Consider the following 15,063-nt stretch of genomic DNA (forward strand, 5'->3'; position numbering starts at 1 on the left):
TTGCGCGTCACTCTTTACAGGTAAACCATGACAGTAGAAACCTTCAATCCAAAACAAACCACCACATTAGATACCCCAGCTAAAACGCTAGCCAGCCAAGCGCCAACAGCAAAAGGTACTGGTTCTAAGGTCGGTTTTGTAAGCTTAGGTTGTCCTAAAAATCTCGTTGATTCTGAACGAATTTTAACGCAACTTCGAACAGAAGGTTACGAAGTCGTCAGCAGCTACCATGATTCAGATGTGGTGATTGTTAATACCTGTGGCTTTATCGACAGTGCAGTACAAGAGTCTTTAGATACCATTGGCGAAGCACTAAAAGAAAATGGCAAGGTTATTGTGACTGGCTGTTTAGGTGCGCGCGAAGATGAAATTCGCGAAGTGCATCCAAATGTGCTTGGCATCACCGGTCCACATGCCTATGAAAACGTGATGGAGCATGTTCATGAGTTCGCACCAAAACCTGTGCTAAACCCATTCATGAGCCTTATTCCCGACCAAGGTGTAAAACTGACTCCAAAACATTATGCTTATTTAAAAATATCTGAAGGCTGTAATCACAGATGTACTTTTTGTATCATTCCATCAATGCGTGGTGATTTAGTCTCGCGTCCAATAGGTGATGTTTTACAAGAAGCTGAGCGTTTAAAACAAGCTGGCGTAAAAGAACTTTTAGTGATCAGCCAAGATACAAGTGCATATGGCGTTGATGTTAAGAGTAAAACTGGTTTTTGGAATGGAATGCCAGTTAAAACAGATATGCTTAACTTGTGCCAGGCACTAAATAAACTAGGTATTTGGGTGCGTCTGCATTATGTGTATCCGTACCCACATGTTGATGACATCATTCCACTAATGGCTGAAGGTAAGTTACTCCCTTATTTAGATATTCCTTTTCAGCATGCAAGCCCTCGCATCTTAAAAATGATGAAGCGCCCAGGTCAAGCCGAACGTACTTTAGATCGTATTAAAAAATGGCGTCAATTATGCCCAGAGCTGGTCATTCGCTCTACCTTTATTGTTGGTTTCCCTGGTGAAACAGAAGAAGACTTCCAAATATTACTCGATTGGTTAGAAGAAGCGCAATTAGACCGCGTAGGCTGTTTTAAATACTCACCTATTGAAGGCGCTAAAGCGAATGAATTAGCAGAGCCTGTGCCTGAAGAAATAATGCAAGACCGTTTTGAGCGTTTCATGTTAAAACAACAAGCGATCAGTAAAAACCGTTTAGCACTGCGTATTGGTCAAGTCATGGAAGTATTAGTTGATGAAGTGGACGAAGAAGGTGCCATTGGCCGTACGTTTGCAGATGCCCCTGAAATTGATGGTGTGATCTACTTAAACGGTGAAACTGATCTAAAACCAGGTGATGTTGTTAAAGTGCTGGTTGAACATTCTGATGAATATGATTTATGGGGTTCTGTTCAACGCTAGTTTGCCCTGAGTCTGGAAAAAACGCTTCATCTTGAGGCGTTTTTTTATGTAAAAAAGCCGACTTTCGTCGGCTAACAGGGAATATCTCAGCGCCTAAAAATGCAAGCGACAAAGTAGGCTGCATATCCAGCAACCCACTTTAGCTCGTGCACGTTAGAGTCAGGTTTACTACCTTACTTATATCGTTACAACGTGCTTATGGTTATAAAACGATACTAGACTAAATAAGACAGTAAACCTGAGTGTTAACTTAAAAACGTTGCTGAAAAGACATATAAAATGTACGACCTCGGATACTATATAAACTTGTTGAAAAAGCGTTAAATTTATCAAATTTAGGCTCTTCATCGGTCAAGTTTGTGACACCTAGAGATACACTATTCTGCCAAGGCAGATTTAGGTTGTAATTGAGGTTATGTGAGGTATACGCGTCGATTTCAAACAATTTTGTATTTGTTTCATCAGTATAATCCCAGGTTTCTTGCGCCCCAATGTAGTTTGCAAAGTAGTGCACACTGTGTTCACCCAAGGTGTAGTCTAGGCTGAAGTTTATGCGCACATCAGGCGTATTTTTACGCCCAGCAATATCTTCTGAAATATTTGTTTCACCATCTTCAACATAAGAATATTTATATTTTAAGTATTTAGAAACATTCACTTTGGCAGAGAAATCGCCAAACTCAGTCTCAAAGTTACCAGTAAAGGAAACATCTAAACCTTGGCGTTCGCTTTTACCAATATTAAGTACCGGAGCAACCACATAATTGAGACGCCCATTAGGTAATAACGAGATTTCTGCACCTGGATAAATAGTTGAAATATCTTGTCTTGCAGTACCGGCCAGATCAGCTGCTTGATTAAGTTTTGCTTGGGTTTGTAATATTTCTGATGAATCAATCGAATCAATTAATCCTTCAGTTTCAAGTGCCCAATAATCCATTGTGATACTAAAATTGTCATTAATATCCCACGACATGCCAATGTTATAAGTATCTGACTCTTCGGCATCAAGGGTTTTATTACCACCGGTGCGAGTCGCCGCTTCTTGTTTTAATCCGCACGAATCGATATCTGTACCAGCTTCATGACAGGCAATGTAGTTAGTCAGTTTACTAAACCCTTCTGTTTGCGCTTTATTTAAATCTGACAGTGTCGGAGCTCGAAAACCTGTTCCCCAAGAGCTCCGTAATAGAACGTTATCAAGTGGGTTATAGCGTATTGAAATTTGTGGATTAAAGGTACTGCCAAAATCCGAATACTTATCATAGCGACCCGCTAAGTTGATTTCTAATTTATCAATAATTGGTAGTACTAGTTCAGCATAGGTTGAAACAACATCACGCTCGCCTGCGCCACCTGAGCCACCATTACCGCCAACGATTAATCCCGCTTCAGCGAGTGCATCGACTTTAGAATCTAGCGACTCTTCTCGGTAAGATGCACCAACATACATGGCTGCAGTGCCTGCATCAAACTGGTATAAATCAAAACTTAGACCGCCTGCGGCTTCAAGGTAATCGGCGACCATACGTTTATCATAGTTAGCTGCAATACCGCCTGGTAACGGTGAATTTGGATCGCGCGGATCCCAACCAACAAACTTATTTGCTTGCTCATCCCAGTGGCCAACTAAATCATTTTGTGCGCCATCAAGTAAATATCCAGTTCCCCACACAAAGTTAGTATATTTGTTATAAGAAATTGAGGCATCCCAATCAAATGCAGAAGTAGATCCATCAAGCGCTAACATATAGTCAAAGACATTATCATGCATTTCTGCAACACGGTTACCGGCATTATCAAAGCGAAATTTCATCCCTGCATCCGGATCGGGATACAGTTCTTTTAAACGAATTCCTTGTGTAGTGGTGTAAGCGGGCAGACCATTCGGAATTGAAATACTGGCAGGTACAGGGGCGGAAACATCGAGAGTTTCGTTTTTGGCCCAATAAGCACGTGCAGTTAAGCGAATGTCATCGGTCACATTATAGGTGTAATGAATGAGCGTATTATCACGGCGCGAACGAGAAGAGCTCGCTGCTGCATTGGTATAATCATAACCACATAATGTATCACCATCGTAGTTACGGTCGGTTAATGGCCCTTTGAAGTCAGCGCCATAAATATCAGCGCACGATGCATCGCCTTCAAAAGGGTGTTGCCATGCCCATCCGCCTGCATTACCTTGCGTTAAAGCACGTCCAGTCCATGAAACGTTTGCCCAATCATTTGCATCTCCTGCGTCACCACCTGGGATCACTGAAGGGCGCGTATACGGCCTATCAGCTTGCATTATTGGGTCTTCTTCATAATGCTCTATGGTAAAGACTAAGCTGCCTTTATCTGAGCTCAGTCCTCCTGTGAAGGAAAAATTGCTTGAATCACCACCTTTCGCTGATGGACGATCGGCGCGTCCATCAAATTGAATACCTTGAAAATCTTTTTTCAAAATAACGTTGATAACACCGGCAATCGCATCAGTACCATAAATTGCGGAAGCACCATCAGTTAAGATTTCAATACGCTCGACCGCCGCCATTGGGATTGTATTTAAGTTACTGGCGCCGCCATCTAATACGGGTGATTTTGCCATTCGCTTACCGTCAAGTAAGGTTAAGGTATGTTGTGCCGATGCTCCCTTTAACTGGACTGTTGATTGTGAACTCCAGCTATTATTTGCACCACCGCCCCACGATCCAAATGCATTTAGATTAGAGTTACGTAATGCATCACCTACCGTTGCAAAACCGGCATTGGCAAGATCTTCGGCTTTCAAAATAGTAACGGGCACTGCACCTTCTAAATCAACTCGTTTAATACGAGAACCTGTTACTTCTATGCGTTCTACTTGCTCTGTATTTTCTGCCGCATAAACAGTTTGATTTGCCAAACATGCCAAAATACAGCTCGTTAGCATTGTACGATTGAACGTGATTGTTTTATTTTTATTAATATTATTCATTGTTAACCTCATTGATGAAACCCCCAAAACCCACATTGATATATTGTATACAATATATCAATGGTTCGAGATAATATGTTAGGAAGACGTTAATTGCAAAATTTTTTTATAAACTTAGAAATAAATGTGATGAACGGTGTATTTAATTAGAAACAAAACTGACGCTATAAACGATAAAACAATGAGTTAAATGACCTTAATGCTGAAAAGTAAATCTATCTCAGGGCACTATTTTCAACGCTATCATCGTTGGCTTAATGCGAATAGACTCACTCTTGACGGGCTAATCTGTCTTGTTAGCTTTAAAATTGTTGACTTGAGATGAGCAACTTAGATTTTCATCTTTAATTCAATATGTTGGTTAATCGATTTTTAGCACAGGGGAGATATAAAATTATTTAGCGGGAGGAGTCTTTGAATACGAACAAGGAAAATGAGCCTTAATTAATATTAAGGCTCATTACATATTAACGCTTAATTTTAAAAATCATTGCGTACAGCACGGGCACCACGATTAAGGTTAAAATAGTCGCAAAACCTAAACCAAACATGATGGTAACCGCCATAGATTTAAAAAACACATCAAATAACAGTGGGATCATACCTAAAATAGTCGTAATTGCGGCCATAGCAACCGGTCTGACACGAGAAACCGCCGAATCGAAAACAGCAAAGTAAGGCTCTTTGCCTTCGGACAATTCCAAATTGATTTGATCCACTAATACAATGCCATTTTTAATCAACATACCAGATAAGCTTAATAAACCTAGCAGTGCCATAAAGCTAAACGGACTGCCGGTAAAATACAATCCAGCACTGACACCAATAATAGCTAAAGGTACGGTGGCCCAAATAACTAAGGGTTGCTTAACAGAGTTAAAGAGTAATACGGTTATAGCAAACATCGCTAAATAGCCAATTGGCAGTGAACCGAAAATTGCTTTTTTAGCTTTAGATGAAGATTCAAATTCACCACCCCAATGGAGTTCATAACCATGAGGGAGTTCAATTGATTCGATTGGTGCTTTGACACGGGCGAATAGTTTTGCAGCCGTTTCATCACCTAAGATATCGTGATCGGCCATTACGGTAATGGTACGTTTCCGGTCTCGACGCATTAGCAAACTATCTTCAAATTCTGTATCAAAACCATCAACAACTTGGTTTATCGGAATATAAACGCGAAGCGCAGGGCTATAGATTTGTAGGTCATTTAAACTATCTACTTGCAAGCGCTCATTAGCGGGTGAGCGTGCAATAATAGGCAAGGTTTGTGTACCTTCACGATAAACACCCACTTGTTTGCCAGATAAACTTGTTAATAACAAACTATCGAGGTCGGCTTTGCTGATCCCTAAACGGCGTGCCTTTTGCTCATTAAATTTTGGACGAATGAGTTTAGTGCGTTCGCGCCAATCATCTTTGATATTAAATGCCTTAGGATCATCTTTTAGTATAGTTTTAGCTTGGTTTGCTAAATCTCGCAGCACCAGTGGATCAGGGCCTGAAAAACGCGCTTCAATTTTTGCATCGGTTGAAGGGCCAATCTCCATGCGTTTTAGTTTAACTTGGGCATCAAGTAAATGTTCAGCACTGTATTGCCTTAAATCGGCAATGATAGGGTCGAGTGCGTCGCGATCTGTGACACGAATAATCATTTGCGCATAAGCTGGGTACGCTTTTTCTGGCGCATAGGTGAGCATAAAGCGTGGTGCACCTTGTCCTATGGTACTGGTAATATCAAGCACCGACTCTTTAGTGAGTAAATACTGCTCTATTTTTTTGATATCGTCTTGAGTTTGACGAATATCCGTTCCTTGATAGCGCCAATAATCGAGATAAAACATCGGAGTATTGGATGCAGGAAAAAACGATTGTTTTACTTGACCAAAACCCACAATAGACAAGATTAATGCTAGCATCATCAAGCCCATCGTGGTTTTGCGATAAGTTAAACACCAGCTTAATGCGCTGCGATACACTGTAAAAATAATTCCCTTGTAAGGATCATCTGATTGATCGGTTGTGGTGCTTTGTTTAAACATTAGGTCAGCAAAAAATGGGGTAAGGGTAATCGCAGTAACCCAGCTGAGTAATAATGAAATCAAAAGTACTGAAAATAAACTGCCAGCAAATTCACCTGTTGCATCGGCACTTAATCCAATTGGTGCAAAAGCAGTAATGGCGATAACCGTCGCGCCCAATAAAGGCCATTTGGTTTGTTCAACGATATCAACGGCAGCTTGAACCTTGGTTCGGCCTTTTTGTAAGCCAATTAAAATGCCTTCAGTGATCACAATCGCGTTATCTACCAACATCCCTAAGGCAATAATCAGTGCGCCGAGCGAAATACGCTGTAGATCGATGGCAAAAAGCTTCATAAAAATAAACGTACCTAGCACAGTGATCAGTAAAATTAAACCAATCAATACACCGCTTTTAAACCCCATGAAAACTAAAAGTACTAAAATAACGATAGCAACCGCTTCTAATAATGAAATGATAAAGTCATCAACTGACTTTTCGACTTCCTGCGGTTGGTTATAAACTGATTGAACAGTAATTCCATGAGGGCGCTGATAATCAAGTTCAGCCAAATGGCTGGTGAGTTTTTTACCGATATCGACTACATTTACCCCAGAACTAAACGAGACGCCAAGTAACAGCGCTTGTTGACCTGCAAAATGGATAATATTTTGTGGCACTTCGGCATAACCACGCGTCACTGTCGCAACATCACCGAGGTAAATCAGCTCAGAGGCACCAGGACTTGAGATAAGTAAGTTTTCTAATTCTTTTACATCTTTAAATTCACCTGTAGGGTGCAAGCGAATTGACTCGCTGCCAACTTTAATTTTGCCAGCATTTGATACTGTGTTTTGATTTTGCAGTAGTTGAAAAATTTGTTGAGCAGAAATGCCTAAACTAGCCAGTTTGTGAGTTGAAATTTCAACCATGACTTGGGGCTGTTGTTCACCCGCAACGACTACTTTACCAATGCCATCAACCAGTACGAGTTCACGGCGTAAGTAATCAACATAATCTTTAAGTTCATCGTATGAGTAGCCATCGCCAGTAACAGCAAACATCACTCCGTACACATCACCAAAATCATCCATTATTTTAGATGGCATGACGCCACTGGGTAGCTTTGGAGCTAAGTCATTGATTTTACGTCGAAGCTCATCCCACATTTGTCTAAGTTCTTCTTTACGATAGGTACTTTTCATTTCGATCGAAATTTGTGACATACCTGGCGATGAAATCGAACTGACATAATCAACATATGGTAATTGTTGTATTACGTTTTCAATGGGATAGGTGACTTCTTCTTCAACTTGTTCAGGTGAAGCCCCTGGGTAGGAAGTGATCACCATGGCTTTTTTTAAGGTAAATTCAGGGTCTTCTAACTGACCGAGGCCTAAATAAGAAAACGTGCCCCCGATCAGCAAAAGTAAGGTCACCATCCAAGAGATGACTTTTTTCTCAATTGATAATTGTGCCAAACTCATGTTTATAGCCCTTTTTCACGTTGCCAAGGGCGAACAACAAGGTTATCACTTAACGAGTGAACACCCGCGCTTACAATGAAATCACCTGCTTTTAAACCCGACAATACTTCAATACCCACTTGATGTAATTCACCAATTGTGACGGCGACTTTGCTAACCGTATGGTCTTGCTCATTATAACGCCATACAAAGTGCTGATTGGTTTGTTTATCTTCAGCTAATTGTGAAAAAACAGCTTCAACTGGCACCATAAATTGATCTGGACTGGTTTTGGTAATTTGGGTGAGATCAATAAGCACATTACCAGTCATGCCGGCTAGCAAATTAAAATCGTTTGGTACGGGTAAACTAAATACCACGCGGTATGTCAAGGTATTAGGATCGGCTTGGGTATCCCATTCTTTTACTGTCAGTGAGTATGCTTGTTCAGAAAAACCATCAAAAACTACTTTCGGTTGATAATTGATATTTTTATTAACCCGAGCAACCACTTTTTCAGGCACTTGAATGGTTACATCCATTAAATCACGAGTTTCAAGACGTAATATATTTTGTTTAGCTTGGATATTTTCAAAGTTTTTGACAAATACTTTTGATACCGTGCCGCTAAATGGTGCTCTTAATTCAGTGTAATCAAGATCTGTGAGTGCTTTTTTATATGCTGATTCAGCCACTTGCTTGTTTGCTTTGGCTTGGTCAAATTCAGATTCTGTGGTGATCCCTTTACCTAATAAAGACTGTGTTCTTTCAAGTTGAGACTGCGCAAGTTCAAAGCGTGCTTTTTTGTCTTCAACTTGCAATTTAAAATCGGTTGGATCGAGTTGAGCTAACAATTGACCTTTTTCAACATGTTGACCTGCTAATACCGCAAAGCTTTTTAATTCGCCATTTACTCTAAAACCAAGATAAGAGCCTTGGTTTGCTTCTACTTCGGCAGGAAAACTTCTCAGATTTGTCTGGGTTTGATCATCAACCTGATAAAGCTTAACTGGACGAATGATTGGAGCAGGGGTGTCATCGGTTTTTTTGTTACACCCTATTAAGGCTGTTGTGAGAAAAAGTGCTAATGCGATTTTTGCCAGATGCATTGTTAATTCCTTGCGACTTATAGAGAAATTCTTACTGAACTATAGATAATAAACAGAAGAACATAAATTTATGTTAAGAATACGAGGTTCTGGTTTAAAATAAAATTTATATAAACTTAATAACTATATAAGTAAAATTGATGACTCTTGAGCAAATTAGAATTCTGGCAGCAGTAGTTGAATGTGGCAGCTTAAAAAAAGCGGCAGAGCAGCTACACAAAACCCAGCCGGCCTTAAGTATGGCAATGCAAAAACTAGAAGCTGAACTGGGGTTTTTATTGCTAGACCGACAGCACTATCGTTTAAGTTTAACGCCTCACGGCGCTATTTTTTTTCGCCAAGCTCGCACACTGCTGACAGAAGCAAATCAACTTCAGGTATTAGGTAAAAGTCTTGCTAAGGGATATGAGGCTAAATACCGTATTTGTTACGATGAGGGGTGTGTCAATACCGAGGTTGATGCTTGCCTGAGTACCTTGTTTAATCATTACCCTTCTACTGAATTTTTGATCAATAGTGGTAGTCGATTTAATGCCATCAATCAAGTGAAAGAACAATCTGTTGAGCTTGGTATTGGGCCTTGGTTTCATATTTTCCAAGCGACAGGACAGTATGAAAGTTTTCCTATCGGTGAATTGGCCCTGGTTTTAGTGGCTTCAGAAGCATTATTTCAGCCAGATAAGGTCAATTATTCAGCTGATTTAAAAAAATACAGTTGTATTACGCTTAAAGAGAGTAACTTCGAGTTTGATAGCGAACAACTCAACATTGTCCAAGGCTCGCAATTAATTAAGACCGACGATTTAGCGATGCTCTCGCGCCTAGTGATTTCAGGTGCGGGCTGGGCGATGATGAGTCGCAACTCTTGCCAACACCTGATTGACTCAGGCCGTGTATTTGAAATTAATTTAAACGATTATGTTGAAACAATTAAAGTCGAGATAAGAGTTTTTCGTAAAAAACAGCGGGAGCATGGCCCTGTAGCAAATAAAATATGGGCTTTATTACAAAATTTAAATCAAGCTCAGTCGTTTGATTCTTAATCACACATAAGACTTTAGTAGATAATGAAATAGTATTGATTGTTAACTTGTTGTTTATTATCTACTTTGAGAAGTTGGCAATATTTCCATTTACAAACGTTTATATATGGCCTTGATTATTTGAAGGAATAAGGTAAGTTTGCCTTGTTTTGTCATTGTGTTTAAACGCATAATGTGAACCTTAAACGAAGTGTTGTTACACTTTTATTACAAGATACATTTTTAGCACCGAGCTATTTTCGCGAGTAATTTTTGAAGTATTTATTTGCCCTTAGTTTTTTGCTTGTAATGTCTACACGTTTTTGCCAAGCCAATGTCGTTTGGGATAAGGAAATCAGTGAATTTAGAACATCTGTAGCATTAGAGCATAATGACAACTTGTTCAACTCCACCACTGACTCTTTGCATGAACGTTTTGTACGGGTGCTTGGAGATATCCGCTGGTTAGCGTTGTACGATGGTTTTGGAGTGTATTTTCCAACTACCATCAAGTATCGCGCTGCTGATATTAATGCTGAATTTGATGCATCAGAGGTTTTTCTTCGCCCTGAAGTCCATTTTTTTGTTCAAGATCAAGTCGAATTAAACGCTGCGTTTAGTTATGAGCGCTCAAACAAATTAGGTGGCGATAGTGGGGCTGAGTTTTTACAAAATCAGTCAATTGAACAATTAAGTAAAAGTGTTGAATTAGCACTTTTGCTTGGTCGAGCACCCGAGTTACAGTATCTACATTTTAATTTAAATTTGGCCGCTAAAGAGCAGCGTCTTAAAAATCAATCCTTAAACCAAATCGATACGCTTCAACTTGATGCTTTATATGGCCATCGGTTCACAGAAGATAGTTATTGGTTATCTCATCTCAATCTGCAGTCTGAGCAAAGCGGCACGCAACAAAGTGAGCTAATAGAATTTGGACTTGGATTTAAAACGCAATTTGCATCGGAACATCAACTTAGTGTGATTACAGGGATTTTCGAGCGCTCAGGTGACAGCAAACGTCGAGGTCAATACTGGCAGGTATCAGACAGTTGGCAAATCAACGCAGATCATCAATTGCGGTTACTTACCTCGCAGCGCTCTGAGGTATCCACTACATTAAATGCATTAACCCAATTGCGTACTCAAGCTGCGGTACTTTATCAGATAACAATGTCTGCAGATCATCAACTTAGCTTTTCTCTTGAATATAATTCATTGGCGTTAGATGAATTAAATCGGACTCATGATAGCTGGGCTGGTTTTTTATTATGGCGTTGGTCGGTTATTGATAGATTAACAACAGCCTTTTCGTTTGGGCATACCACAGCAAAAGACACTTTAATTGAGGATGAAAGTGCTCAGAATTTGATTAATATGGCGGTAGAATACCTATGGTAAAGTACTTAAGCTTAGTGCTGATCCTAACTTTTAGTTTTAGCATAAATGCATCTGAGTTTAATCAAGCGTATCAGCTAGGTGCAGGGGATAGTATTCAAATATCTGTTTATCAAGAACCTGATTTAGCTTTTTCTGGGCAAATTAGTCAGCAGGGTAAAGTTGATTTTCCATTACTTGGTAGTATTGATTTATCAGGTTTTACCCAACAGCAAGCCAAAGCGCATTTAGAACTTTTATTAAAAGATGGGTATTTGGTCGCGCCGAGTGTTTCAATTCGCGTTTCGAGTTATCGACCTTTTTTCATTTATGGCGAAGTTCGAAGCCCTGGCAGCTATACTTATCAGCCCGACATCACACTAGAGCAAGTTATTGCATTATCTGGAGGCCTAAAAGACCGAGCATCACGCACGCAATGGCAAATACAGCGTGGTCAAAATAAATCTCTTTTTTTAGCTAAATCAGATACCGTTATTTTACCTGGCGATGTCATTAAAATTGAAAAGAGTTTCTTTTAATTTATGACCCAGATGAACGGTGCGTTTAAACCTGCAGAAGATGAAATAGATCTTGCTGATTTATTATCTCTTTTTTGGATTAAGAAATGGTTTATTCTTGTTGTTACGGGCATTGTTTTTGCGATTGGTCTTAGTATTGTTGACCGAATGCCCAACATCTATAAAGCAACAACAACGGTTATGGTTAAAGGTAGTAAAGCGAACAATCCGTTGCAATCGTTAGTGCCAGGCATGGGATCTGCTAATGATGACTTAGATACAACGATTAAATTGTTAAAGTCGAGCCAATTCGCCCAGACAATCGTAGATTCACTCAGTATTCCTGCCACACTTAATCAATACGCATCGGACTTTACATGGTCGGGAGATGACTTACTGACTCATTTATCAATTAATATTGTTTCTAAAACCAATTTATTAGAAATTAGCTTTGAAAGCCAAGATGCGAAGTTCTCGGCTGTAGTTGCCAATCAGATAGCACAAGCATTTATGCAATATCAAACCGACTTAATGCAGCCACATAGTAACAAAAGCGATGATTGGATTAACTCAAAAATACAGGGTGTTAAAGACTCATTAGAGGTTGAAGAAGCAAAACTGATGGCGTTTAGGCAAAGCCAAAATGTAGTCGATATCGCCAGTAATGTGACAATTGCAAAACAAGAAATTAGTTTGTTATATCGAGAGTTAAGGGAGTTAAACCTCCAGTTTGACTTACTTAAACGTTTCTCTCAAAAAGTCTCTTTGGCTAATAACGATTTAAACGCATTACTTGTCATAAACGAAATCACCAATGCGCCGATTATTAGAGAACTTGTGCAACAAAAAGCGTCGCAGCAAGCCCAGCTATCTCAAATTAAACTGCGTTATTTAGATAAGCATCCAACGTTTAAGTCCATGGCATTAAAAATAGCTGATACTGAGCAACAATTAGAAAAAGAAGTGGAAGCCTTTATTGTTGCCATGACAAAAAACAAACAAGAAGTTGAGCTTCAGATCAGTGAATTGGAATTAAAACAACAAAACGCCAATGATTTACTTGAAAGTGCGATAATTCAGGAGCAAGAGTTTAAAAAAATACAACGCTCAGTTGATGCAAACATTAAACTACTCGAGTCGTTAAGTGCTAAACAAAAAGAAACCGAGTTGCTCAAAGACATCACAGATTCATCGGATATCATCGTTGTTGACCCTGCAATTACACCAATTAGCCCAATAAGACCCAAAAAAGCATTAATTGCTGCTGTGTCCTGTGTCATGGGTTTTATCTTATCAATTGTGCTGGTTATCTTATTGCATTTTTTTGCTGATGCTCATCGACGCTATCGCCAAATAGCACATCATTATGGTTATAAAGTATTGGGAGAACTCCCTCGTATTCGTAATAAAAATAAAGACAAGAGCCAACCTATTTTACTCGGTAGTGGTAAGCAGTTTGAAATATACCAAGAATCAATCCGTTCAATTCGCACCAAAGTAATGCTCGATAAGGAACTTGGTGATCAAAAAATTATCGCTGTGACGTCATTAACTCCAAACGAGGGGAAGTCGAGTACCTGTTTACAGATGGCCAAATCGTTTTCAGAGCTTGAACGAGTGATTATTATTGATGCTGATTTACGAGATCCATCAATTGCGGTTGCGCTTGGCGAATCTCGGCACCGGCCTGGTCTTACTAATTTTTTGGCTCAAACGCATACTTTTGAAGAATGTATATTCCATGATGAGCAAATCAATGCAGATGTCTTACCCTCGGGTCTTAGACCAATGAATCCGCTTTTGTTTCTATCAATGCAACGCTTTGAAAGCATGCTCAATGTATTACAGAAAAAATACGATCGGATCATTCTTGAGTGTCCGCCTATTTTATCCGTGAGTGATGCATTAATGGTGAGCAAACATGTTAGTGGTTTAACCTTAGTTGTCGATGTACAGAAAACATCTTTGGCGAAATTTAATCATGATATTGAGCTACTTAGTCATGCAGAAACAACTATCAGTGGTGTAATATTAAATCGAATTAAATACGATAATCAAAACTACTATTATGGTTCTACAAAAAAACGCACGTGATATTGAATTTAAAAAACAACAGATTTGGACGGTTGTTAGTGCCATACCTTATGGCTGTGTAGCAAGCTACGGACAAATTGCAACAATGGCAGGGTTACCTAATTACGCTCGTTTTGTTGGTTCTTGCCTAAAAAACTTACCTAAAGATACATTATTGCCTTGGCATAGAATTATTAATAGCCAAGGAAAGATTAGTTTCCCCCTCGATAGTGCTCGTTTCTTCCGTCAGAAAGAATTATTAGAGAAAGAACATGTTTTGGTGAGTAATGGGCGAGTTTCATTAAAAAAATATCAATGGAATGTGTAAATAATTACAACCTTTTGCGTTTTAGCTGCGACTAAGTATTAAACTTTTTTAATTTTGGCGTCGCTATGATGGATCAATTAACCTTATTTATTTTGTTATTATCTCCAATACTCAGCCTGTACCTTTGTTATATTATTGTTAATTGTTTTGCCTTGCTCAGACGTGAACCATGGTTTCGAGCAAAATAAACTCACTTGTTAACTTCTAATAGAGATTAAGCTTTCGTTATAGATATCAGCTTGTTCAGCAAAGTTTGCCCCTTAAATAGTTACATTTACGCTGTAAGAAAAAAAAATTTACATTTCATTAAAAAAAGAAAGTAATTTGGCTAAAAAAATGAAAATAGCAGTTGCCAAGCCAATAAAAATGCATAACTATAAGGTCTGCGAAGGCACAATAATAAAGAATAGGAATCTAGAAATGAACAAAGCTCAATTAGTTGAAAAAATTGCCACAGATGCAGAGATTTCAAAAGCGGCAGCAAGCCGTGCACTTGATGCATTCACTGGTGCAGTATCAAACTCACTAAAAGAGGGTAATTCAGTTGCGTTAGTTGGTTTTGGTACTTTTTCAGTTAAAGCTCGTGCAGCACGTACTGGCCGTAACCCACAGACTGGTGAAGAAATTCAAATTTCAGCTGCAAATATCCCTTCTTTCAAAGCGGGTAAAGGCTTAAAAGACAGCGTAAACGTTTAATACGCGCTTAAGCAGATGATTTAAATAAGGGACCAGCTGGTCCCTTATTTATTTTTAAA

The 15,063-nt window shown here is 39.2% G+C and carries 10 protein-coding genes; 7 read left to right on the plus strand and 3 right to left on the minus strand.

Annotation, left to right across the window (positions count from 1 at the left end):
- Positions 1 to 27 precede the first annotated feature (27 nt).
- The gene (gene rimO, locus PTUN_RS21040; protein ID WP_009836681.1) at positions 28 to 1,431 is read left to right on the plus strand and encodes a 30S ribosomal protein S12 methylthiotransferase RimO; all 1,404 of its coding nucleotides are present in this window, start codon (positions 28 to 30) and stop codon (positions 1,429 to 1,431) included.
- 250 nt (positions 1,432 to 1,681) lie between these two features.
- Here the strand turns inward: rimO and PTUN_RS21045 are convergent, their stop codons facing one another.
- The 3 genes from PTUN_RS21045 to PTUN_RS21055 form a co-directional block, all read right to left on the minus strand.
- Positions 1,682 to 4,393: a TonB-dependent receptor plug domain-containing protein gene (locus tag PTUN_RS21045; protein WP_009836680.1), complete on the minus strand. Its 2,712-nt coding sequence runs from the start codon at positions 4,391 to 4,393 to the stop codon at positions 1,682 to 1,684.
- 467 nt (positions 4,394 to 4,860) lie between these two features.
- Positions 4,861 to 7,905, minus strand: coding sequence for an efflux RND transporter permease subunit (locus tag PTUN_RS21050; protein WP_009836679.1), 3,045 nt, complete (start codon positions 7,903 to 7,905; stop codon positions 4,861 to 4,863).
- Between the two features lie 2 nt (positions 7,906 to 7,907).
- Complete coding sequence (locus tag PTUN_RS21055) at positions 7,908 to 8,993, minus strand: efflux RND transporter periplasmic adaptor subunit (protein ID WP_009836678.1); 1,086 nt, start codon at positions 8,991 to 8,993, stop codon at positions 7,908 to 7,910.
- Positions 8,994 to 9,133: 140 nt separating this feature from the next.
- On the opposite strand from PTUN_RS21055, the gene PTUN_RS21060 reads away from it, so the two are divergent.
- The 6 genes from PTUN_RS21060 (at position 9,134) to PTUN_RS21085 (ending at position 15,004) form a co-directional block, all read left to right on the plus strand.
- Entirely contained in the window at positions 9,134 to 10,036 is a 903-nt protein-coding gene (locus PTUN_RS21060; protein ID WP_009836677.1) for a LysR family transcriptional regulator, read from the plus strand.
- Between the two features lie 288 nt (positions 10,037 to 10,324).
- The gene (locus PTUN_RS21065) at positions 10,325 to 11,413 is read left to right on the plus strand and encodes a hypothetical protein (protein ID WP_009836676.1); all 1,089 of its coding nucleotides are present in this window, start codon (positions 10,325 to 10,327) and stop codon (positions 11,411 to 11,413) included.
- On the plus strand, positions 11,407 to 11,928 hold the full coding sequence (locus tag PTUN_RS21070; RefSeq protein WP_009836675.1) for a polysaccharide biosynthesis/export family protein: 522 nt from the start codon (positions 11,407 to 11,409) through the stop codon (positions 11,926 to 11,928). The genes PTUN_RS21065 and PTUN_RS21070 overlap by 7 nt, the downstream gene beginning before the upstream one ends.
- A 3-nt stretch (positions 11,929 to 11,931) precedes the next feature.
- Positions 11,932 to 14,001 (plus strand): GumC family protein, encoded by a 2,070-nt coding sequence (locus tag PTUN_RS21075; protein ID WP_083781227.1) that lies wholly within the window; start codon positions 11,932 to 11,934, stop codon positions 13,999 to 14,001.
- A complete protein-coding gene (locus tag PTUN_RS21080; RefSeq protein WP_009836673.1) occupies positions 13,976 to 14,308 on the plus strand; it encodes an MGMT family protein in 333 nt (110 codons plus the stop codon). The genes PTUN_RS21075 and PTUN_RS21080 overlap by 26 nt, the downstream gene beginning before the upstream one ends.
- 420 nt (positions 14,309 to 14,728) lie before the next feature.
- On the plus strand, positions 14,729 to 15,004 hold the full coding sequence (locus PTUN_RS21085; protein WP_009836672.1) for an HU family DNA-binding protein: 276 nt from the start codon (positions 14,729 to 14,731) through the stop codon (positions 15,002 to 15,004).
- Positions 15,005 to 15,063 lie beyond the last annotated feature (59 nt).

The sequence above is a fragment of the Pseudoalteromonas tunicata genome, from assembly GCF_002310815.1.
Classification (GTDB): Bacteria; Pseudomonadota; Gammaproteobacteria; order Enterobacterales; family Alteromonadaceae; genus Pseudoalteromonas; species Pseudoalteromonas tunicata.

Excerpts from the sequence above, each read along its gene's own strand:
- rimO (WP_009836681.1), top strand. The coding sequence starts at position 28 with ATGACAGTAGAAACCTTCAATCCAAAACAAACCACCACATTAGATACC.
- PTUN_RS21045 (WP_009836680.1), bottom strand. The coding sequence starts at position 4,393 with ATGAATAATATTAATAAAAATAAAACAATCACGTTCAATCGTACAATG.
- PTUN_RS21050 (WP_009836679.1), bottom strand. The coding sequence starts at position 7,905 with ATGAGTTTGGCACAATTATCAATTGAGAAAAAAGTCATCTCTTGGATG.
- PTUN_RS21055 (WP_009836678.1), bottom strand. The coding sequence starts at position 8,993 with ATGCATCTGGCAAAAATCGCATTAGCACTTTTTCTCACAACAGCCTTA.
- PTUN_RS21060 (WP_009836677.1), top strand. The coding sequence starts at position 9,134 with ATGACTCTTGAGCAAATTAGAATTCTGGCAGCAGTAGTTGAATGTGGC.
- PTUN_RS21065 (WP_009836676.1), top strand. The coding sequence starts at position 10,325 with ATGTCTACACGTTTTTGCCAAGCCAATGTCGTTTGGGATAAGGAAATC.
- PTUN_RS21070 (WP_009836675.1), top strand. The coding sequence starts at position 11,407 with ATGGTAAAGTACTTAAGCTTAGTGCTGATCCTAACTTTTAGTTTTAGC.
- PTUN_RS21075 (WP_083781227.1), top strand. The coding sequence starts at position 11,932 with ATGACCCAGATGAACGGTGCGTTTAAACCTGCAGAAGATGAAATAGAT.
- PTUN_RS21080 (WP_009836673.1), top strand. The coding sequence starts at position 13,976 with ATGGTTCTACAAAAAAACGCACGTGATATTGAATTTAAAAAACAACAG.
- PTUN_RS21085 (WP_009836672.1), top strand. The coding sequence starts at position 14,729 with ATGAACAAAGCTCAATTAGTTGAAAAAATTGCCACAGATGCAGAGATT.